At 63.9% G+C, this 21,138-nt stretch carries 19 protein-coding genes and 1 pseudogene; 9 read left to right on the forward strand and 11 right to left on the reverse strand.

Annotated features, from left to right (window positions below; genetic code table 11):
- Nucleotides 1–134 precede the first annotated feature (134 nt).
- A complete protein-coding gene (locus MicroSTF_RS03070; protein ID WP_234752110.1) occupies nt 135–386 on the reverse strand; it encodes a helix-turn-helix domain-containing protein in 252 nt (83 codons plus the stop codon).
- Nucleotides 387–843: 457 nt separating this feature from the next.
- Here MicroSTF_RS03070 and MicroSTF_RS03075 point away from each other — a divergent pair, with 457 nt between their 5' ends.
- Nucleotides 844–1,281, forward strand: a complete 438-nt coding sequence (locus MicroSTF_RS03075; protein WP_237428430.1) for a helicase associated domain-containing protein — start codon at nt 844–846, stop codon at nt 1,279–1,281.
- A gap of 127 nt (nt 1,282–1,408) precedes the next feature.
- Here the strand turns inward: MicroSTF_RS03075 and MicroSTF_RS03080 are convergent, their stop codons facing one another.
- Together MicroSTF_RS03080 and MicroSTF_RS03085 are read right to left on the reverse strand one after the other, a co-directional pair.
- Complete coding sequence (locus MicroSTF_RS03080) at nt 1,409–1,840, reverse strand: acyl-CoA thioesterase (RefSeq protein WP_192477112.1); 432 nt, start codon at nt 1,838–1,840, stop codon at nt 1,409–1,411.
- A 91-nt stretch (nt 1,841–1,931) separates the two neighbouring features.
- A complete protein-coding gene (locus tag MicroSTF_RS03085) occupies nt 1,932–2,852 on the reverse strand; it encodes a LysR substrate-binding domain-containing protein (protein ID WP_192477111.1) in 921 nt (306 codons plus the stop codon).
- Between the two features lie 106 nt (nt 2,853–2,958).
- Here MicroSTF_RS03085 and MicroSTF_RS03090 point away from each other — a divergent pair, with 106 nt between their 5' ends.
- The 5 genes from MicroSTF_RS03090 to MicroSTF_RS03110 all read left to right on the forward strand — a co-directional run bounded on the left by MicroSTF_RS03090 (nt 2,959) and on the right by MicroSTF_RS03110 (nt 8,453).
- Nucleotides 2,959–4,203, forward strand: a complete 1,245-nt coding sequence (locus MicroSTF_RS03090) for a CaiB/BaiF CoA transferase family protein (RefSeq protein ID WP_192477110.1) — start codon at nt 2,959–2,961, stop codon at nt 4,201–4,203.
- Between the two features lie 66 nt (nt 4,204–4,269).
- Nucleotides 4,270–5,475, forward strand: a complete 1,206-nt coding sequence (locus MicroSTF_RS03095; protein ID WP_192477108.1) for an acyl-CoA dehydrogenase family protein — start codon at nt 4,270–4,272, stop codon at nt 5,473–5,475.
- Nucleotides 5,476–5,541: 66 nt separating this feature from the next.
- Complete coding sequence (locus MicroSTF_RS03100; RefSeq protein WP_192477107.1) at nt 5,542–6,765, forward strand: thiolase family protein; 1,224 nt, start codon at nt 5,542–5,544, stop codon at nt 6,763–6,765.
- Nucleotides 6,765–7,571: an enoyl-CoA hydratase/isomerase family protein gene (locus MicroSTF_RS03105; protein WP_192477105.1), complete on the forward strand. Its 807-nt coding sequence runs from the start codon at nt 6,765–6,767 to the stop codon at nt 7,569–7,571. Before MicroSTF_RS03100 ends, MicroSTF_RS03105 begins: the two co-directional genes overlap by 1 nt.
- A complete protein-coding gene (locus tag MicroSTF_RS03110; RefSeq protein WP_192477103.1) occupies nt 7,572–8,453 on the forward strand; it encodes a 3-hydroxyacyl-CoA dehydrogenase family protein in 882 nt (293 codons plus the stop codon).
- A 180-nt stretch (nt 8,454–8,633) separates the two neighbouring features.
- On the opposite strand, the gene MicroSTF_RS03115 is transcribed toward MicroSTF_RS03110, so the two are convergent.
- Both MicroSTF_RS03115 and MicroSTF_RS03120 read right to left on the reverse strand, forming a co-directional pair.
- Nucleotides 8,634–9,470, reverse strand: a complete 837-nt coding sequence (locus MicroSTF_RS03115) for an NAD(P)-dependent oxidoreductase (RefSeq protein WP_237428431.1) — start codon at nt 9,468–9,470, stop codon at nt 8,634–8,636.
- A 61-nt stretch (nt 9,471–9,531) separates the two neighbouring features.
- The gene (locus tag MicroSTF_RS03120; RefSeq protein WP_192477099.1) at nt 9,532–9,945 is read right to left on the reverse strand and encodes a carboxymuconolactone decarboxylase family protein; all 414 of its coding nucleotides are present in this window, start codon (nt 9,943–9,945) and stop codon (nt 9,532–9,534) included.
- A gap of 204 nt (nt 9,946–10,149) precedes the next feature.
- Here MicroSTF_RS03120 and MicroSTF_RS03125 point away from each other — a divergent pair, with 204 nt between their 5' ends.
- Nucleotides 10,150–10,692, forward strand: coding sequence for a TetR/AcrR family transcriptional regulator (locus tag MicroSTF_RS03125; RefSeq protein WP_225668760.1), 543 nt, complete (start codon nt 10,150–10,152; stop codon nt 10,690–10,692).
- Between the two features lie 53 nt (nt 10,693–10,745).
- On the opposite strand, the gene MicroSTF_RS03130 is transcribed toward MicroSTF_RS03125, so the two are convergent.
- From MicroSTF_RS03130 to MicroSTF_RS03140, 3 genes are all read right to left on the reverse strand, one after another.
- Nucleotides 10,746–12,125, reverse strand: a complete 1,380-nt coding sequence (locus MicroSTF_RS03130) for an NAD-dependent succinate-semialdehyde dehydrogenase (protein WP_192477095.1) — start codon at nt 12,123–12,125, stop codon at nt 10,746–10,748.
- A 98-nt stretch (nt 12,126–12,223) separates the two neighbouring features.
- The gene (locus tag MicroSTF_RS03135) at nt 12,224–13,849 is read right to left on the reverse strand and encodes a flavin-containing monooxygenase (RefSeq protein ID WP_192477092.1); all 1,626 of its coding nucleotides are present in this window, start codon (nt 13,847–13,849) and stop codon (nt 12,224–12,226) included.
- Nucleotides 13,850–13,919: 70 nt separating this feature from the next.
- The gene (locus MicroSTF_RS03140) at nt 13,920–14,855 is read right to left on the reverse strand and encodes an alpha/beta hydrolase (protein WP_192477090.1); all 936 of its coding nucleotides are present in this window, start codon (nt 14,853–14,855) and stop codon (nt 13,920–13,922) included.
- A 245-nt stretch (nt 14,856–15,100) separates the two neighbouring features.
- Between MicroSTF_RS03140 and MicroSTF_RS03145 the strand changes: the two genes are divergently transcribed.
- Both MicroSTF_RS03145 and MicroSTF_RS03150 read left to right on the forward strand, forming a co-directional pair.
- Nucleotides 15,101–16,159, forward strand: coding sequence for an alcohol dehydrogenase (locus tag MicroSTF_RS03145; RefSeq protein ID WP_192477088.1), 1,059 nt, complete (start codon nt 15,101–15,103; stop codon nt 16,157–16,159).
- Between the two features lie 13 nt (nt 16,160–16,172).
- Nucleotides 16,173–18,005: a sigma-54-dependent Fis family transcriptional regulator gene (locus MicroSTF_RS03150; RefSeq protein ID WP_192477086.1), complete on the forward strand. Its 1,833-nt coding sequence runs from the start codon at nt 16,173–16,175 to the stop codon at nt 18,003–18,005.
- An 84-nt stretch (nt 18,006–18,089) separates the two neighbouring features.
- On the opposite strand, the gene MicroSTF_RS03155 is transcribed toward MicroSTF_RS03150, so the two are convergent.
- The 3 genes and pseudogenes from MicroSTF_RS03155 to MicroSTF_RS03165 all read right to left on the reverse strand — a co-directional run bounded on the left by MicroSTF_RS03155 (nt 18,090) and on the right by MicroSTF_RS03165 (nt 21,023).
- Nucleotides 18,090–19,469: an MFS transporter gene (locus tag MicroSTF_RS03155; RefSeq protein WP_254590240.1), complete on the reverse strand. Its 1,380-nt coding sequence runs from the start codon at nt 19,467–19,469 to the stop codon at nt 18,090–18,092.
- 520 nt (nt 19,470–19,989) lie between these two features.
- Nucleotides 19,990–20,664 (reverse strand): annotated as a pseudogene (locus tag MicroSTF_RS03160) (magnesium chelatase domain-containing protein); the annotation flags it as partial.
- Nucleotides 20,661–21,023 (reverse strand): YraN family protein, encoded by a 363-nt coding sequence (locus tag MicroSTF_RS03165; RefSeq protein ID WP_021200475.1) that lies wholly within the window; start codon nt 21,021–21,023, stop codon nt 20,661–20,663. The gene MicroSTF_RS03165 and the pseudogene MicroSTF_RS03160, both read right to left, overlap by 4 nt.
- Nucleotides 21,024–21,138 lie beyond the last annotated feature (115 nt).

Here is a 21,138-nt window from a genome sequence, read left to right on the forward strand (position 1 = left end):
CGCCATCGGCCCCACGACTGTCTGCGACTCGGAAGGAACCGACGGCGAGTACGCCTACCTCCTGAACGTAACCAGCCCGGACCTGAACGAACCCCAGGTCGCTACCCTGATCATCAGGCTGCACCAGTAAACGGCTACTGGCTGTCCTGTTCCCCGTCGTCCGGGAGATCGCCAGCGGCAATGTGTGAGGCTGTGCGCCGGTACGCTTCGGCGATGTAGTCTTCCAGATCCTGGAGGCCGATGCGCCACAGGCCCCTCCCGCCGACCTGAATTGCGCGCAGCTCTCCACTGCTGATCAGGCCCCGGATGAGGCTCGACTTCACGTTGAGCTCTTCGGCCGCCTGCTCGACTGTCAGGAAGCGGCGCTTTGTGGGTTCGTCTGTCACCAGACCATCCTAAGTTTGGGCTGGCCCGGCTGAGTGCAGGAACAAATGGTGAAAGGGCGAAAGGAGACAGCCGGCGCGCGACGTTTCGCTAGGGTCGCGTTGCTTTCCCCTAGGCTTAGAACGGAAGTCACCTGTGCAGGCTCTCTGGCCGGGGCGACCCGTCAAATTCAACACAGGGGGAAGTCGTGAAGGGAATACTCGGGATACTTGGAACACCTAAGGGCGATTCCGGACGGCAATGATTGGCTTAAGGCGCACCGCACCTGACCTCGAATGGGTGCAGATGTACCGGCAGGGTATCCCGACGTCCAGGATTGCCGCCTTGGCTGGCGCCGCGGAAACGACCGTTCGGTATCACCTCCAGATTGCTGCAAAGGCAGAGCCGGGCATACGGGAAGAGCACAAAGCGGCGCTGGCCCCTGCAGCTCCGAGAACATCCGAGGCGGGCCTGAGGAACTTGGCTGATGTCCTCGCCTTCCATGAGGCTCATGACCGGTTGCCGGTCAGCCACGGGAAGACCTCGCGCGAGCGGGCGCTGGCAGCATGGCTGGCAAACCGCCGCCGGCAGTCCGCCGAGAAGACCCTCTCCCCCACCTACAGGGACGCCCTGGCGGTGATCGCCGGCTGGGACAAGCCTTCAACCCGCAAGGCCGAGGATGAGGCGCGTTGGCAGCATCGGTTGGAGGAGCTCCAGAGAATCAGGGCTGCCGGCGGTGAGTGGCCGCGGCACCAGAAGACGGACGATGCCCACGAACGCACGCTGGGCGTGTGGCTGCACGCCCAGCGCATCGACTACCGCGCTGGCAGAATCGACCAGGCCAAGGCGGAGCAGCTGGACAGGCGCCTGCCAGGGTGGCGGGAAGGCAGAGGTCACCGGGGCGGCCGGCGCAGATAGCGGGAAGCAAGCAGCTCTATACCTTCAGAGCACTCGCTCCGGCCGGTGCAGGTATCTAGTGGAACAGACGTTCAGGGGGCCCAAGACCTCTGCAACGCGCACCAACCGGTCGAGACAGTTACCGTTCCTAGCCGTGTGGCGTTTCCGTAAGGTGGTGCGTGGGTATCCTGTCTCTGTCGTAGGTGATTTCTTTGTAGCCGTGCGGCTCTGGCTTACCCGCGATGTTCAGGTTCACGAACACGATCTCCTCGATGGTGAGGATGCTTCGTCGAGTGATCATGTTCCGGACTTCCGCTCGCATGGTCAGTGAGGTTCGGCCAAATTTAGTTGCTGTCAGACCCATCTCAATGAGGTCCCCTTGGACTGCGGAGCTGACGAAGTTGATTTCCGAAATGTACTTTGTCACCGCCCTGCCGTTGCCCAGTTGGAGGATGGCATAGATCGCTGCTTCCTCGTCGATCCATTTGAGGAGGCTGCCACCGAACAGGGTGCCGTTGGCGTTTAGGTCTTCTGGGCGCACCCATTTTCGAGTGCGGAAGGTTATATCGGAGGATTCCATGGTGTGACCTTACTTCTGCGGTGAAGATGGTTTGGTTTTATGTCTTTGAGACCAGTTCTGGCGGTCGTAGCAGCGTCCACCGATTGGTGGGCTATGACTCGACACCGGCGAGGCTGTCGGGACGACCGACCCAAACCTGTTCCGCAAGCGTGAGGACCGGTGGGAGCGCCGGGTTGTCCGAATCCCCGCGCCACGCCATCCTGAGGTAGACCGGCAGGGTCTCGTCGAGCACCCGCAAGAACCGTACATGCGGGTCGGTTACGTTTTCCGCGACGGAGGAAACCGTTAGGGAGCATCCTACTTCGGCTCCCACCAGGGCCATTGCGGTCCACGAATCGGGTGCACTTTGCACTATGTCGGGATCGAATCCGGCTCCCAGGCTCAACCGGCGCAGGCGGTCGGTCAGGACAGAACCTTCATGCGGGGGCAGTGCGACGAACGGTTCGCCAGCTAGTTCTGCGAAACGAACTTCGCCTTGCGAGGCCAGGCGGTGTGATGCAGGGACGGCCATCACGAGATGTTCCTCCACGACGATGCGGGACTTGATGCCCGCGGGCACAAAGTCCCAACGGCCGAGACTGATATCAACTTCACCGCGGAGGACCCGGGCGAGGGCTGGGAGTGCGAAGTCCTGGCTGTTGAGGCGAACTTCTATGCCTGGGTGGGCCTTTCGGACTTCCCGTGCCAGTACTCCCACGAGAACATGGGTTGATGCGCCGGCGTAGGCGAGCTTGACCATTCCCGCCTCGCCGCGGCCAGCGGCAAGTGCGCCGGCCCTTGCACGCTCCGCTGCAGCCAGGATCTCCCGGGCTGATGCCATCAGGGCCACTCCGGCCGCCGTTAGCTGGACGCTGCGTGTGCTCCGGATGAAGAGGTCGACCCCGAGATCCCGCTCCAGCTGCCGCACGATCCGGCTCACAGGTGGTTGAGCCATATGGAGCCGGGCTGCAGCCCGGCCGAAATGCAATTCCTCCGCCACGGCGAGGAACACCCGTATTTGTTGAATCTCCATCCCGCCATTATTGCAGGAGCATCAATAATCGGGCTCCCAATAAGTATTGGACGCGCTGTAATGCCCGGTGGGATAGTGAAAAAGAACCGCCTATGGAAGAGGACCCATGACACTGCAGAGCAACGCCGCTCCCCTGGCTCCAGGGGCTGCTGCTCACGACCGCCAGCCCGATCACGCACGCCGGGACGCCTTCGGTCGCAACGCCAGCGGTCCTTTGGCGGGAATCGTCATTGCCGACTTCAGTCGGGTCCTCGCCGGACCGTACTGCACCATGCTCCTGGCGGACATGGGTGCCACGGTCATCAAAGTGGAAAGCCGGTCCGGCGATGAAACACGGGCCTGGAAGCCCCCGGTCTTCGATGGCCAATCCACGTACTACCTCTCAATCAACAGGAACAAGAGATCCATCGCACTGGACTTCGGCGATCCGGATGACATAGACACGGCACGGAACATTGCTGCGGGCGCCGACGTCGTCATCGAGAACTTCAAACCTGGCGGGCTGGACCGTTTCGGCCTGGACTACGCGTCCATCACCGAACGCAACCCCGCTGTGGTCTACGCGTCCATCACCGGGTTCGGCTCCGCTGGCGGAGCGGCCCTGCCGGGTTACGACCTGCTCGTCCAGGCCATGTCCGGGCTCATGAGCCTCACCGGGGACCCGGAGTTCCCCGCGTACCGTTCCGGTGTTGCGGTCTTTGATGTCATCACAGGACTCCATGCCGCCATTGGCGTCCTGTCAGCGCTGCATGAAAGGAGCCAGAGCGGCCGCGGACAACGCATCGAGGTGAACCTTATGTCCTCGGCCCTGTCCGGCATGGTTAACCAGACAGGCGGATACCTGCTCAGCGGAAACGTGCCCACCCGCATGGGTAACGAGCACCCTAGCATCTACCCCTATGAACCGCTCCCCACCGCGGACGGGGAAATCGTCCTGGCTATCGGCAACGACCGGCAGTTCCGGACGCTCTGCAACGTCATTGCCGCCCCCGAGCTCGCCGACGATCCCCGGTTCTCCACACCCCCGGACCGCAGCCTCAACCGGTCGGCGCTGCGCCCCATCCTGCAGGAACTGCTGGCCGTCAGGACCGCATCGGAGTGGTTCGACATCTTCACCGAGGCACGGCTTCCATGTGCTCCGATCAACGATGTCCGCGGTGGGATTGATTTTGCCCAGCGCCTGGGACTGGAACCGGTAGTGAACGTGGGAACCGGTGAAGAAACCATCCCCGGCGTCCGTAACCCGATCACCTTCTCAGCGACACCCGCCAGCTATGACCTGGTGCCGCCCGGCATCGACGCAGACCGGGGGGACATTCTCCAGTGGCTGCAGTCGACGCCGCAGGCTTAGCCCGCTCCCGAGCAGCCACCCCACAAGCAACCAGCACCCCGTCCGCGGAACCATAAAGGACCTCTCATGACAACCACTGCAACTGCCCGCAGCACCGTAAACTCCGACTACTTCAACCTCGACGACGAGTTGGGCCCAGAAGAGCTGGCCATCCGCGACAAAGTCCGCCAGTTCGCCGAAGAGCGGGTCCTTCCCATCATCAACGACTACTGGGAACGTGCGGAGTTCCCGGACGAACTGCTGCCCGGCCTCGCGGATCTCGGCATCATCGGGACCTACATTCAGGGATATGGATGCCCGGGGATGAGCCGCAAGGGCGCGGGAATGGTCGCGCGCGAGATGGCGCGGGCTGACGGAAGCATCAACACGTTCCTGGGGGTCCACTCCAATCTCTGCATGGGCGCCCTGTACATGCTGGGCAACGAGGAGCAGCGGCAGCGCTGGCTGCCTGCCATGGCCCGGCTGGAGAAAACGGGTGCCTTCGCCCTCACCGAGCCCAACCATGGGTCCGACACGGTGGCGCTGGAAACGAGCGCCCGCCGAGAGGGAGGCACCTGGATCATCGACGGCCACAAACGCTGGATCGGCAACGGCCACGCGGCCGACGTCGTGGTCCTCTTCGCCCGCAACACCGAAGACGGCAAGGTCAACGCCTTCGTCGTCGAAAAGGACGCTGACGGCAACCACCCGGCCGGCTACAACCCCACCGTCATCACCGGCAAGATCGGCAAACGCGCCATCCTGCAGGCCGACATCGTCATCGAGGGCATGCGGATCCCTGAGACCAACCGCCTGGAGAACTGCAGGTCCTTCGCCGATGTCTCCCGCGTCCTGCAGGCAACCCGCGGCGGCGCTGCATGGGAGGCCGTCGGCCACGCAATGGCGTGCTTCGAGATCGCGGCCGACTATGCCGCCAAGCGGGTCCAGTTCGGCAACCCGATCGCCAGCTACCAGCTGGTCCAGCACCGGCTCGCCAACATGCTCAGCGAGCTGACCGCGATGCAACTGATGGTCAACCGCATGGCTGAACTGGCCGAGAAGGGCACCCTGACCAACGCCATGGCGTCCATGGTCAAAATGGCCACCGCGCAAAAAGGCAAGTGGATCTGCAACGAGGCACGGGAATTGCTCGCCGGCAACGGCCTCCTGCTCGAAAACCATGTCGCCCGCCACCTGACCGACATGGAGGTCGTGTCCACCTACGAGGGCACGGACTCCATCCAGGCACTGCTGGTAGGCCGCGACATCACGGGAATCTCAGCCTTCCGCTGACCCGAGGACATGGCCCTGCCTTGACTCATCTTCACCCTTACCAAGATTCACTGAAGGAGCTTTTCCATGACTGAAGCATTCCTCATCGGCGGGGCACGCACCCCTGTCGGTCGTTACGGCGGCGCCCTGAGCTCCGTCCGCCCGGACGATCTGGCTGCCATCGCTGTTCGGGCCGCCGTCGAACGCGCAGGCCTTGACCCGGCCGTCGTGGACGAGGTGATCCTCGGCAACGCCAACGGCGCCGGCGAGGAAAACCGGAACGTTGCCCGCATGGCCTGGCTGCTCGCCGGCTTCCCCGACACGGTCCCCGGTGTTACCGTCAACCGGCTCTGCGCCTCCGGGCTGAGCGCCATCATCATGGCCTCCCACATGGTCAAGGCCGGTGCCGCGGACATCGTGGTTGCCGGTGGTGTCGAATCCATGTCCCGCGCTCCGTGGGTCATGGAGAAACCGGACAAAGCCTTCGCCAAACCCGGCGCCGTCGTTGACACCTCCATCGGCTGGCGCTTCCCCAACCCTGCCTTCCTGTCCGGGGAACTCTCACGTGATGGCAAGGCAACCTATTCGATGCCCGAAACAGCAGAGGAAGTGGCCCGGGAATACAACATCTCCCGTGCTGACTGCGACGAGTTCGCCGTCCGCTCCCACGAGCGCGCCCTCGCAGCCATCGAATCCGGGCGCTTCGCCGACGAGATTGTCCCAGTCACGGTCAGGGGCCGCAAGGGCGCCGAAACCAACGTGGACACCGACGAAGGTCCTCGCCCCGGAACCTCAGTGGACGTCCTCGCCGGCCTCCGCCCGGTAGTGAAGGGCGGCAGCGTCGTCACCGCCGGGAACGCATCGACGCTCAACGACGGCGCCTCGGCGATCATCGTCGCGTCCGAGGCAGCCGTGCAAAAGTATGGCCTCACTCCACGGGCACGCATCCTCGATGGCGCGTCCGCGGGTGTCGCCCAGGAAATCATGGGCATGGGCCCGGTCCCGGCCACCCGCAAAGTCCTGGACCGGACCGGCGTCGCGGTAGCCGATCTGGCTGCCGTAGAACTTAATGAGGCTTTCGCCTCGCAGGCCCTGGCCTGCATGCGCGAGCTGAAGCTCGAACCCGACACGGTGAACAACGACGGCGGCGCCATCGCGCTCGGGCATCCGCTGGGTTCCTCCGGGTCCCGGCTGGTCATCACGCTGCTCGGGCGCCTCGAGCGCGAGGCCACGGATGGCCGAAAGCTGGGCCTGGCCACGATGTGCGTGGGTGTCGGACAGGGCACGGCCCTGCTCCTGGAAGGCATCTGATGACAGCCGTAGTGAACGACGCCGGGACAAGGCTGGACGGCTCACGTTTCGAGACGCTGTTGTTTGAGGAGCGCGGGGACCGTTTAGCGGTTCGGCTGCACCGCCCCGGGGTGAAGAATGCCATCGACCAGGCCATGGTGGATGAGCTGCACGCAGTGTGCGCGCACCTGGAACGCACACCGAAAATCCTGATCCTCTCGGGCACGCCCGGCAACCCTGACACGGGGACCAAAGCCGTCTTCGCATCCGGGGCTGACATCGCACAGCTGCGTGAGCGGCGCCGTGATGACGCGCTGGCCGGAATCAATTCCGGGATCTTCGACCGGATCGCCAAGCTGCCCATGCCGGTCATCGCCGCGCTGGACGGATACGCGCTCGGCGGAGGCGCGGAACTGGCGTACTCGGCCGACTTCCGGATCGGCACTCCTGCCCTGCGGATGGGTAACCCCGAGGCGAACCTGGGCATCCTGGCCGCGGCCGGTGCTACCTGGCGGTTGAAGGAGCTCGTCGGGGAGCCGGTAGCCAAGCAGATCCTGCTCGCCGGCAAAGTCCTCACGGCTCAGGAGTGCCTCGCGGTCGGGCTGATCACCGAACTCGTGGAGCCGGGCACACTGATGGACTCGGCGCACGCCCTGGCGGACGCCATTGCGGTGCAGGATCCGCTGGCAGTACGCCTCACCAAGGCCGTGTTCCACGCCCCACGGGAGGTCCATCCCGTCATCGACACCCTGGCCCAGGGCATGCTTTTCGAGTCCCAGGCAAAGTTCGACCGCATGCAGGCGTTCCTCGACAGGAAGAAGAAGTAAATGAATAATCCATCAGAGCCATCCGGTCGAACCGGCGAGCTCCCTGCGCGCGTTGGCGTCCTTGGCGGCGGTCGCATGGGAGCGGGCATCGCCCACGCCTTCCTCATCAAGGGGGCAGACGTGGTGGTCATCGAACGTGATGAAGCCTCCGCGCAAGCAGGCCGTGAGCGGGTCGCATCCTCAGCAGCGAAATCCATCGAGCGTGACCCCCACAGTGGCAACCTCGATGAGATGGTCTCCCGCCTGAAGACTTCTGTGGACTACGCGGACTTCGGTGACCGCGAGCTGGTCGTGGAAGCCGTACCCGAGGACTGGACACTGAAGGTGGCAGCGCTCCGCAGGGTCGAAGAACAACTCACCCCTGGCGCGGTGCTGGCCTCGAACACATCCTCGCTGTCGGTGTCCGGCCTGGCGGAGGAGCTGGAACGGCCGCAGGACTTCCTGGGGCTGCACTTCTTCAACCCCGTCCCGGCTTCCACCCTCATTGAGGTGGTCATTGGCAAGCAGACCCGGCCCGATCTCGTCGAGCAGACACGGAGCTGGGTCCAGGGGCTGGGCAAGACCGCCGTCGTGGTCAACGACGCCCCTGGCTTCGCGTCATCCCGGCTCGGTGTAGCGATTGCCCTGGAAGCGATGCGCATGGTCGAGGAAGGCGTTGCCTCAGCTAAGGACATCGATAACGCCATGGTCCTCGGCTACAAACACCCCACGGGGCCGCTGCGCACCACAGACATCGTTGGCCTGGACGTGCGCCTCGGCATCGCCGAATACCTCCATGAAACCCTCGGTGAGCGGTTCGCTCCCCCACAGATACTGCGTGAAAAGGTCGCCCGCGGCGAACTCGGCCGGAAAACCGGCAAGGGCTTCTTCGACTGGAGCTGAATCAGCAGGCTGCCCCCACGCCACGCTTTCGCCAGCCGCCGTGCAGCCCCTGTCGATGACCCTGCCGTCGGCCGGCTTCAAGGACGCCAGGTGCGGTTCTGCGGTTACTCCACCCAAGCGCGGCCCACCACTACTGCGTGGTGGACCGCGCTTCCGCCGTGCTGTCCGCTCCAGGTTCGGCTATTTGGTCTGCAGGTTGTTCTGTCCCATGGAGTCGAACAGTTGGGTGGAGGACAGGGCGTTGAAGGGCATGGCCACGTGGTGCTCGAGGCCCTTCAGGTGTGCGGCCTTGAGGTCCTTGAGCAGCACTGCGAGGGCGGTGTCAGCGGTCCACTCCGAGACTGCGTCCCAGTTCCGGGCAACCCAGCTGTCGCCAGTGCTGACCTTGAAGAGGTTGAGCAGTTCGGCTTCGGGCAGGTTGTACTGCGCGCCAAACTTGAGCCCTTCGGCGACGGCGTTCATGTTGATGCCGAGGACGAGGTTGTTGACCAGCTTCGCTGCCTGGCTGTTGCCGGGCTTGCTGCCGTAGTAGAAGGTGTTGGATCCGACAGCGTCGAAGTACGGCGAGGCGGCGGTCACCACGTCTTCGGCACCGGATGCCATGATCGACAGGGTGCCGGCCTCGGCCCCGGTCGAACCCCCGCTGACGGCGGCGGCGATGAGCCTGACCTCGCCGTGTTCCTCGACCTGCTGGCCCAGTTCGTTCATGGTGTCCGGGTCCAGGGTGCTCATGACGATGATGGTCAGGTTTTTGGGATTGGCGGACAGGAGCCCGTCTTGGCCCAGGATGACGTCGACGTTCTGGGCGTAGTCACGGACCATGGACACGATCGCGTCGTCGGCCTGTTCGGCGACGTCCTTCAAGGTTTCGGCCATGGTGATTCCCGCCGCAATAGCCTTCTGGCGGGATCCCTCGAAGGCGTCGTACCCGATCACCTCGAAGCCGGCCCTATTCAGGTTGACTGCCATGGGAAGTCCCATGGTTCCGAGTCCTACGAAACCGATTTTCTTGCTCATGATGTGATCTTTTCGTCGTAGTAGTGGGGCGTCGGGACGCAGGAGAGCCCGAGGTCAGGCCTCAGTCGGTACCGGCTTCGGAGGTCCTGCCGCGTTCTGCCATGACGTCTTTGACGAGGGTCAGGCCATTGAGGACGCGGGGGAAACCGATGTAGGGGATGCACTGGATCAGGGCGCCGACGATCTTCTCCTTCGTCAGGCCCACGTTGAAGCCAACGTTGATATGAAGCTTCAGCTGGACCTCCGTGCCCAGTGCGGCCAGCGTGGAAATGGTCACCATCGTCTGTTCCTGCTGGGTCAGGCTGTCGCGGGAGTAGATGTCACCGAAGGCAAAGGACACGATGTAGTCCCCCAGTTCCGAGTCCAGAGCCTGGTATGACTCGACCAGCTTGGCGTGGTCGAACGTGTTGGAGTGTTCCGTGGAGACGAGTTCCATCATGCGGTCAAGCCCGCGCTGGTATCGATCTGTGGCCATGATGCTGCCCTTCTAGGCTGGTCCGGGGGTGGTAGCCTTACAATAGAAATAAAACGCTACGTTGCGTAGCAATATTAGCACTTGATGGCGCGGCGACGGAAGGGCGGTATCCCAATGAATTCTTTAGGCGGTGGCCAGGGGGCATCAGCTGGGGGCGTAGTGTCGGGGCATCAGAAGCGGCGCGCCAGGACGGAACGGGCGGTTATGGACGCTGCCCGGGAGCTATTGGCGGAATCCGGCTTCGGCAGCCTGACCATTGAAGGAGTGGCTGAACGGTCCGGGGTCGCGAAGACCACCATCTACCGCCGCCACCGGTCACGGAATGATCTGGCCCTTGCTGTGCTGCTGGACATGGTCGGCGACGTTAGCACGCAGCCGTATGCTCTTGACACACTGACTGAACTGACGCGGCTGGTCGACCGGACCGTGGACCTCATGTCCAACACGCTCCTGGGGCGGATCATGCAGGGCCTGGTTTCAGAAGTTGCCGCCGATGCAGAGCTTGCCCGAACCTACCGGGAGAGGGTGGTGAGCCAACGCGTCCAGGAGGTCACGGCACTCGTCGAACGGGGCATTGCAAGAGGAGAGCTGAGGGAGGGACTTGACCCCGAGCTGGTCACCGACCTCTTGCTCGGCCCGATCTACTACCGCTTGTTCCTCAGCGGTTCTCCCCTGGATGAAGGGTTTGGCAGACGGCTTGTCGCTGCCCTCTTCCCCGCTTTCGCAAAGGAACCTCACCCTGCTTAACTGGGTGCGTCATGCTGCAGGCAGATAAGCCCGCAGCATGACGCTTCCATAACTCAGCGAGCTCCCGGATTCCGGACCAGCTTCTTGTTGGCGAATTCGTTGAAGCCGTACCCGGCCAGTTCCCGCCCGAAGCCCGAGCCCTTGACGCCGCCGAACGGCAGGTCGGGCGAGCTCTTGCTGGTGCTGTTGATCCAGACCATGCCGACCTCAAGCTCCTCGGCCAGCCGCTCCGCGTTCCTGGCATCAGATGTGAACACGCTGGAGGACAGTCCGAACGGTGAGTTGTTGGCCAAATCGATCGCTTCCTGCAGGGAGCCGACGCGGTAGACGACGGCTACGGGGCCGAACAGTTCCTCGGTGAAGGCACGCATTGCAGGTGTGACGCCTGCAAGGACCGTGGCAGGGTAATAGGCGCCGGGACCGTCGGGGCGTTCCCCACCGAGCAGGAGTTTCGCGCCGTGGGAGACTGCGTCCTGCACAAGCTCGTCCAGTTCCTCGACGCCCGCGGCCGAGGCCAGTGGTCCGAGCTTGGTCCCGGAGTCGGTGGGATCCCCGGTCTGCCAGGAGGCCATCGCGTCGAGGAACTTTTGAAGGAATTCCTCGTACACGCTGTCCGCGACGATGAACCGCTTCGACGCCGTGCAGGCCTGGCCGCCGTTGGAGAGCCGGCCGATAACGGCGGCGGCCGCTGCGGCGTCGATGTCGGCATCATCGAGGACGATGAACGGGTCTGACCCGCCCAGTTCCAGGACGCACTTTTTCAGATTCCGGCCGGCGACCTCGCCGACGGCAGCTCCGGCCTTTTCGGATCCGGTCAGGGACACTCCCTGCACGCGCCGGTCAGCGACGGCGGCAGCGACCTGGGCCGAAGAGATGAACGCGTTGGCGTATACACCCGCCGGCAATCCGGCCTCAGTGAGCACTCTTTCGATGGCAAGGGCGGACTGGGGGCAGTTACGGGCGTGCTTGAGGATGATGGTGTTGCCCAAGGCGATGTTCGGGGCGGCGAACCGGGCGACCTGGTAGTAAGGGTAGTTCCATGGCATGACCCCGACGAGTGGTCCTATCGGTTCGGTGCGGACGACAGCCGTGCCGGAGCCCCTGAAGGTGAGGGATTCATCGGCCAGGTACTCCTCCAGGTTGTCGGCGTAGTGCTGGTAGATCGACGCGACCAGTTCCACCTCTCCCCTGGCCTGCGCGATTGGTTTGCCCATTTCCAGGGTGAGGAGCTTGGCCAGTTCTTCTGCCTGCTCGCGGTGGATCTCGGCGGTGCGGGTCAGGACGGCACGGCGCTGTTCCAGGGTTGTGGTGCGCCAGGAACGGTAGGCCGCGGCACTGTTTTTGATGAGAGTGTCCAGCTCGGCGTCGGAGATCTCCGGGTATTGTGCGGTTGCGTCCCCGGTGGCCGGGTCGATCGTGGTGTACACACCCATGGGTGGTTCTCCTCTGTGGTGAATGACGTAATAATCAAGGCCGGCGGCCGGCACCATCAGGTCGATGGCGCCGGCCGGCAGCGGTGAGGGCTGCCGGGTCAGGCAGCGACGGCGGCTTCCGACTTCAGCTCAAAGCCGCGGTATCCGTTGGCGGTGACATCGTCCAGGACGCCGCGGTAGTTGCCCAGGCCGCCCAGATAGAACAGCACGCTGGGCTTCTTGCCCGGAACGTTCGCGCCGAAGATCCATGAATCGACCTTGGTGAACACCGTCATGTTCGCGATCTGTGTGCACGTCTCGGTCCACTCGGCTTCGGCCTCCGGGGTCGGCTCGATCGCCCGGATTCCGTTTTCCTCCGCGTAGGCCACCGTGTCGCTGATCCATTCGACCTGCGTCTCGATGCTCGGCGGCAGGTTCGTGAACGGGCCGTTGGGTCCCAGCACCATGAACCAGTTGGGGAACTTCGCTGTGGAAACGCCCAGGTAGCTGGTGGGCTGCCCGTCCCAGTGGTCGTTGATGTTCACGCCGTCGCGCCCGCTGATCTCCATGCGGCGGTAATTGCCGTCCACGGCGTCGAAACCGGTCGCGAAGACGATGACGTCCAGCTCGTGCAGCACGCCGTCCTCCGTCACCACACCCTTGGCCGTGACTTCCCGAATGGGGTTTTCCTTGATAGCGACAGCCTCGACGTTGGGCCGGTTGAACACCTGGAAGTAGCCGTCGTCGCAGAGCGGGCGACGGGCGAACAAGCCCGTCGGCGTCAGTTTCCGTGCCGTCTCCGGATCCTTGATGGTCTCGACGATCTTGTTCCGGATGAAGGATGCCGCAGTCTCGTTGGCCTCCTCGTCGGTGGCGATGTCGCTGAAGGTTTCGAACATGAAGCGGAAGCCGCCGCCGTATTCCCAGGCCTTCTCGTAGACCTGGCGGCGTTCTTCTTCGGTGACGCTCATGGCCGGCACGGTGCTTTCCTCGAAGCCGAAGGCTACGCCGGAACGCTTGACCTGTGCCCAGATGTTGTCGTAGTCGGCCTTGATCTCGTCAATCTGCTGGGTGGTCACGGGGCGCTTGCCCACCGGGACGGAGTACTGCGGGGTCCTGACGAAGACGGTCAGGTGTTCAACTTCCGGTGCCAGCGCCGTGATGACCTGCTGGCCGGTGGAACCGGTGCCGATCACACCCACGCGGCGACCGGCGAGGGACTTGCCCTGCGGCCAGGCGGCGGTGTGGATGGTCTCGCCCTCAAAGGTGTCGATCCCGGGCAGGTTCGGGAAGTTGATGGCTGACAGCAGCCCCACGGCGTTGATGACGTACTTAGCCCGGTACACCGCGCCGCCGCCGGTGGTCACTTCCCACAGGCCCTCGTCTTCGAGGTAGGTGGCGGACTTGACCTCGGTACCAAAGCGGAAGTGGCGCCGCAGGTCAAAGCGGTCAACGACGTCCTCAAGGTACTCGAGGATCTCGGGCTGGGTGATGTAGGTGTGCTTCCAGGTGCCGTCCTGCAGGAGGCCCTTATCGAAGGAGAAGCGGTAGACGTGGCTCTCGGTGTCAGAGAGAGCGCCCGGGTAGCGGTTCCAGTACCAGGTGCCGCCGGGACCGTCGGCCTTGTCGAAGCCGACAACGGTCAGACCCTGCTCGTTGTGAAGCTTGTGGACGGCGTAGATGCCGCCGAAGCCGGCGCCGATGACGACGGCGTCAACGGTCTGGAAAGTGTTCTGTGCAGTCATGGCGAACTCCTTTGTCGTTCTGATGCAGGGGACGAAATAGTGGATGGTGTGGCTTCGTAAGGTGGCCGGGTTATTTCCGGTACCAGGCCGCGAGCTTGTCGAACTCCTGTGCCACGAGGGCGGACCGCCCGGCCAGGAACGGGTAGACATGCTGCTGGCCCTCGCCGATGGACAAGGTGACGTCCACGCCGGCGGCTTTGGCGCGTTGCTCCAGACGCGTGGCGTTGTCCAGGAGCGACTCGACGCTGCCGGCGGTGATGTACAGACGCGGGAAGTCGTTGAAGTCGGCGTGCAGCGGGTTGGCCAGGGGTGTCCTGGGATCGATGGTGCCGCCGAGGACGCCGGCGATCATGCCTTCGAGCAGCTCGGGGGTGATCAGGGCGTCCGTGTCGTTGTTGGTGACGAGGGTTTCGCCCTTGTTTTCCATGTCCAGCCACGGTGAGAAGGCGATGACTCGGCCGGGGGTGCGCTTGCCCTGTTCCTTGAGCGCGAGGGCAATGGCGATGGCGAGGTTGCCGCCGGCGGAATCACCGATGGTGGTGATGTCCTCAGGGGCGATGCCGGAGGCGACGAGGGCATCGAAGGCGGCCACGCCGTCTTCGATCTGTGCCGGGTGCTGGAATTCGGGGGCGCGCCGGTAATCCAGCACGAAGCTGACGGATCCAAGTGCTTTGGCGACGTGGGCTGCCAGTTTGCGGTGGCTGGAGGCCGAACCTACGGCGAATCCACCGCCATGGGTGTACAGGAGCACCTTGCTCTGGTCCGCCCCCTCGGGCAGGCACCAGATGCCCGGAACCCCGCCAACGGTGTCCTCACGGTACATGACGCCCTCGGGCTCGACCGTTGGCTGGTGCCACTCGTCAAAAATGGAACGGAACAGGCGCATGGTCAGGTCCGGCGTGGTCGCCATGATCTCTGCCCAATCAGCGTAGAGGTTCCGCAGTACGTCCTGGCTCCCGGCTTCGGCGGAAGCGGTGCCGGACTGTTCAACAAGGTTGGTGGTCATGGTAGGTCTCCTTTGACGTGGTTTGTGGGTGCCTGCGGCCCTCCTTTGTTGTGGTGGGTGCCGCGGCCTCTGAATCAAAGGTAGGTCTGTGTTCCATGCCACACGTGTTCCAATGTGAAACACTCCAGCGGATGCATTGATACCGGATCGCCCACTAAAGGGGTCCCGGATTGGTATTGGAAGCTGCAGCAATAGTTGGTCATGATGGATGGATACCGATTGCCACAATGAAGAGGTGTTCCGCAATGCATGCATTCGCCGTCCTCCCGGACGATGCCACCATCCATGACCTGGAGTTCTCGACGCCACGCCCCGAGGGGCGGCAGGTACTTCTGAAGGTCATGCGGGCTGGCGTCTGCCACACCGACACCCACCTCCGCGAAGGCGGCTACGACCTGGGCAGCCGCGGACACATGAGCATGAAAGACCGCGGCATCCAGTACCCGATGGTACTGGGCCACGAAGTAGTCGGCGTTGTCGAACAGGTAGGTGCTGACGTTGCATCCGTCAGCGCCGGAGACGTGCGACTGATCTACCCGTGGATCGGCTGCGGCACATGCCGCCAATGCCGGGAAGGCCACGATAACCGCTGCGCCGCCGGACAGAACCTTGGGGTCGCACGCCACGGCGGCTACGCCGAGTACATCATCGTGCCCGACGAGAAGTACCTCGTGGACATTGAGGGCCTTGACCCGAGTTGGGCAGCGACCTTGGCGTGTTCCGGCCTCACCGCCCACAGTGCCGTGGACAAGGTTCTTCCGCTTGAGCCGGACGAGCCTGTGGTCATCTTCGGGGCAGGAGGGCTGGGCCTGACCGCCATAGCGATCCTCCGTGCCCGGGGCCACCGGAACATCTGCGCGGTCGATGTCGCGGAACGGAACCTGGCCCTGGCCCGGGACATGGGCGCCACCAGCACGGTCCTTTCCGGAGCCGGCAGCGGGGCAGCCGACATTCAACGCGCGGCAGGCGGGCCGGCCAGCGCCGTCGTCGACTTCGTCAACAACGGTGCCACCGCTACGGCCGCGTTCGACGCCCTCGCCAAAGCGGGGACAATGGTCCAGGTAGGACTCTTCGGCGGTGAAGTCACCCTTCCGACTGCCATGCTGGCGCTGCGCATGATCCGCATCGAAGGCAGCTTTGTCGGGACACTTTCACAACTGCAGGATCTGGTCCGGATTGCCAAAGCAGGGGAACTTCCCACCATCCCGGTGTCCGAAAGGACCCTGTCTGCGGCCGAAGTGTCCCGGGCCCTGGACGACCTGACCGCCGGCGGGATTGCTGGACGCATCGTTTTGACTGCTTGAGAATGAGTAAGTGATGGACAAATCACGCCGCGAAGACGCGCTCCGGAGCGCCCGCGAGCGGCTGATCACGGAAGGCCTCGTCAGGGCTTCCATCCCCGCGTCGCTGGTAGCTGAAGAAATCGAACAAAGCTGGCGGCGATCCGTCTCGAACCACGTCAACCCTGCAACCGGCCCCCACATCCTTGGCGAAGTCGATCCGGACAGTGCAATCCTGCGCGCTGCCGGAAGAATTTTGGACCAGTGGCAAAACAATCTCACCGACACCCGGATGGCCCTTTTCCTCGCCGATGAGGAGGGCCGGATCGTCTCCCGGCGCATTGTCGATGCCCAGGACACGCGCACACTGGACAACGCCAACGCCGCGGAGGGGTTCGTCTTTTCCGAACAGGCTCTGGGCACCAACGGGCTCGGCACCCCCATTGAGGGGCGCGGAGTGGTTTTCGTCCGCGGCCACGAACACTTTAACGATGCCCTGGCCCGACTGGCCTGCGCGGGAGCGCCCATCAAGCACCCCATCACGGGCCGGATCGTGGGATCGCTGTCCATCGCCTCCCACGTTGACGCCTCAAGCCCCTTGATGGTTTCCATGGCCCGGCAGGCCGGTCATCAGATCGCCGAGGCGCTTGAGCTGATGGCCGATTCCCGGAACCTCGAGCTGGCCCGAACGTACCGCCAGTTCCGGTCCTCCAAGCATCCGGTCCTGGTCATGAACTCAGAAACCGTGATGACAGACCTTCCCGCACTCGCCCATTTTGACGCCGAGTCCCACGCCTACCTGTGGGAGATGCTGCGCATGCACCATTGGGACCAGGACAAGCTGCAACTCGAACTTCCGGTGCTCGGAACCGAAGCCATGGTGCGCCGTCTCGGCCGCGCTGGCCAGGACGCGATCTTCGCGCTGGAATTTACGGAGCCAGCCAGTGCGCCCGCCGAGGGCGGGGTTTCCGTCGGCAAACACCCAGAGCAAAGGTCTGCGCCCGCGCTCCGCGAAGTGCTGGACGGCCTATCCTCCCGCCAAGCCCGGACGACGACTTCTTACGGCGTGCTCCAACGCGAACTCACCGCTGCCGCCACGGCCGATGGCCTGATCCGCGTCACCGGGGGCCCTGGTACCGGGAAGCATCACCAGTCCTCAAAATGGCTGCGCCAGCACACTGGGCGAGAGCCCAAGACATTCACCGCAGAAATGCTCACCGAGGACCCAACGGCCTGGGCCCTCATGGAAGCGGCATTAGCCGAGGGCTGCGGAATCCTCGTTACCGCCGGACCAGGCATCGGCCACGATCTGGTGGACCGACTCACCGAGTTTGCGGCGGCCCACCGCCCCGGCGTCCACCCCGGGGCACGTGTCATCCTTACCGAACGGACCAGCGGCCCATTCAACCCCAATCACGAAGCCGAGGACCTTCAAGGGCTGGTACGACTGCCTTCCCTTGTGGAACTGCGCGGTGAGTTGCTGGACATCGTGCGTGAGGTTTCGGCCGAACTCTTTCCCGGGGCGCCGGCGCCACGGTTCTCCCCCGCAGCCCTCCAATGCCTGCTGGCCTGGCGCTGGCCCGGTAACGTCGCCGAGATGGCACGGCTCCTTGCCCACTTGCGACGTTCGGCCGGCACCGGCCTGATCCAAACAAAAGACCTGCCAGCCCCCATGCGGCAGACAACCCTCTCCTCGCTCAGCCGCTACGAGCAATCCGAGCGCGATACCATCGTCGCCGCCCTGGCGGAAGCCAACGGCAACAAGTCCCGTGCCGCGGAAATTCTGGGTATCGGGCGCACCACCATGTACCGGAAAATGCGTGCCCTGAAAATTGACGACGACGAACGAATGATCCTTCCGGGACCCTAGCCCGGGAACGAGCAACACAGGCCAAAATAAATGGGCCCCCGACGAAAAACCGTCGGGGGCCCATCCTTTTAGGGTCTACTGGGTCTAGTCCGTTACCGCCTGAACGGTCCTCTTGGTCCCGGCAGGCTCGTCCAGGGAACGTTTGGGATTTGTGGGTTGAGCCCGCGGCCCACCGAGCAGCTCTGTGGGGGTTTTGGAAGTCTCGCGCATCCCGAGGACTGCGACGGCCGCGATGCCGGCGGCTACCGCACCAAAGATTGCTACCGGCAGCCAGCCGGACGGGCCCGGCACGAGAATCATCGCCGCGACCATCGGCGCGAAGCCGGCCAGGAGATTGCCCAGCTGATTGCTGACAGCCATGCCTGTGAAGCGCACAGGTGCCGGGAACTGCTCGGCAAAGAACGACGTCCACACCCCGTTGTAGCAGCTGAAGAACAACGTCATGTTGATGAACGCGGAGACCCCGATCAGCAGGACGTCCGTCGTCGATATCGCCCAAAGGTAACCGAAGATCGTGACCGCACACCCTACAGAGGAAATCAGCATCGTCCGCTTCCTGCCGATGACATCAGAGAGGTAGCCCGCTGCCGGAAGAGTGAAGACGGACAGCGCTATGGCGCCCGAGATGACCGCGAGCATCGCACTCCGGTCCACCCCGACCGAGGTTCCGTAGGACAAGCTGAAAACAGCGAACAAAGTCTGCATCGCTGCCATCAGCGATGCCCCGGCAACACAAATCACACTGCGCCAGTGGTACTTGAAAACATCGCTCAGCGGCAGCTTCCGGACTGCGCGTTCTTCCTTCGCTTCAGCGAACACGGGCGTTTCCTCCAGATGGCTCCGCACGTAGTAAGTAATCACGACAACGACCGCGCTGAGCCAGAAGGGAACCCGCCAGCCCCAGCCATAGAGGTGTTCGGCGGGCAGGAGCGCCACGGGAAGGAAAACAATGGTCGCCAACGAGCAGCCGACCGCGTAGCCAACCATAACGAAGCTGGTGAAGAAGCCCCGGCGTCCAACGGGGGAATGTTCAACTGTCAACGTCGAGGCGCCTGCGGATTCAGCCCCCGCGGAGAAACCCTGGACCACTCGCAAGACCACCAACAGTGCCGGGGCCAGCAGTCCCACCTGGTCAAATGTCGGAAGACATCCGATGGAGAACGAGGCGGCACCCATCATGACCACCGTGGCGAGCATGACCTTCTTGCGGCCAAGACGATCGCCGAAGTGCCCCATCACCATTGCGCCGACGGGCCGTGCCACATAACCCACCGCGAAAGTCGCGAACGATCCGATCAAGGCAACAGCGGGATCTCCGGAAGGAAAGAACAGCACATTGAAAACGAGGGCCGCTGCCGCGCCGTAAACAAAAAAGTCGTAGTACTCCAGTGCACTACCGAGGAGGGCGGCTGTCGCCGCCCGGCGGGGCGTCATCGCCGGCGGCGATGCTTTGGTGCTTGTCATGTGTTTCTCCCTTGAAACAGGCTCATTGGCCAGCGGAACAGATAGGTGGGAATGTCCTTGCACCCGCTCTAAGAAGCGCGGGTAGTCATGCCGCGGCGCCCCCAAATGTGACAGCCGCCACGGCATCTGTATCCACGGTAAAGAGTGTGTCGCAGCCCACAGTGTTCCAACTGTGAAACAGCCTCCGCCGCTATCAACCGGGCCCCAGTCGTGAAGTGACGCATGAATCCCAGCTACTGTTCAGAGATGTCGGCAGGGACGCCCTTCCCGTCTAACATCACAGCGACGCAGGCGCTAGGCGAGTCCGGCTAGGGCACACACCACAACCTGACGCGTCGGGGCGAAAACCTTCTCCTCTTGGAGGCCCCGTCGTCCTAGAGGCATTCGGGTCGATGCAGGCGTGCGGAAGAACGGGCCGAGGCCGAGGGCTGATGGAGTTCAGGACCATCTGAAGACCAGAGACGGCCGTGAGATGGCTTGGCGTGCTGGCCCCTTCTCATATACATGTTTAAGGTCATACCCCCGGAGGTCCGCTCAACAGCAGATGATGACCGCCGGCAGCGGCGACGACCAACGCTTCCACGGCATCCTCCTGACCGACGACATCGGCGAGGTCGAGCGTGTCACGTGGTCCGCTCTGAGTCGATGCCAGCACGACCGCCTCCACGTCGGGCACTTCGACATCGGCACCGTGCCAGACCGCGACCTCTGCGAGTGAAGCGGCTGCGCGCACATCGACACCCGGTACCAGACGTGCCTCGGCTTCGTTTCCCCGTGGCACGATCACCGATTCGAATCCGGCGCGTGCCGCTGCGAACACCGCCGGCAGAACCCCGAGCACCGGCCGGATCCTGCCGTCCAGACCCAGCTCGCCGATGTGGACCGTCGCCGAGATCGACCGCGGTAAGATGACACCGCCTGCAGCGAGGCAGGCCATGGCAATCCCCAGGTCGAACCCGGCGCCGTGCTTGGGGAGGCTCGCCGGCGACAGATTCACCGTGAGCCGTCGCCGTGGAAGATCCAGCCCGGCGTTCTTGCAGGCGTTGTGCACGCGCTGGACGGCTTCGCCGAGGGACTTGTCGGGGAGCCCGATGATCCGGAACTCCGGTGTCTGGTTCGACATGTCGGCTTCGACCTCGACGAGATGCCCATCGACGCCGGTGAGCGCGACCGCCCAGGTGCGCGAGGTCGTCACGCGATGTCCACGAGGTGCTCGAGCGAGCCGGAGGCCGGATCGGACCCGATGATGCCGATCGCTTCGAGCCGGAGGACGCGCCCTCGCGCCTCCTCCGGATTCTCCGTCGCCCATGCCTGAGCGAGCTGCCAGAGCCGACGTCGCTTGCGAGCGTCGATGGCCTCGAACGGGTGCCCGTAAACGGCGGTCCGTCTCGTCTTGACCTCAACCACCGCGAGGTGGTGGTCGCGCACCGCGACGATATCGATCTCTCCCTGCGCGCACCGCCAGTTCCTGGCGAGCACGGTGTACCCGCGACGCCTCAGATGCTGAGCGGCCCGCTCTTCCCCTGCTCTTCCGAGCTCGTCCTTCGCTGCCATACGGCCAGCTTCACGCGCATGCGGATCGCACGTGGCCGGCGCCGGCGCACAACCCCGGTGGTCGGGGAGAACTCGAACTCGCAGCGCGGGGTGCAGGAACACCGAGATCCGCAAC

It is taken from the genome of Microbacterium sp. STF-2 (assembly GCF_034650155.1).
Taxonomy (GTDB): Bacteria; Actinomycetota; Actinomycetes; order Actinomycetales; family Microbacteriaceae; genus Microbacterium; species Microbacterium maritypicum_A.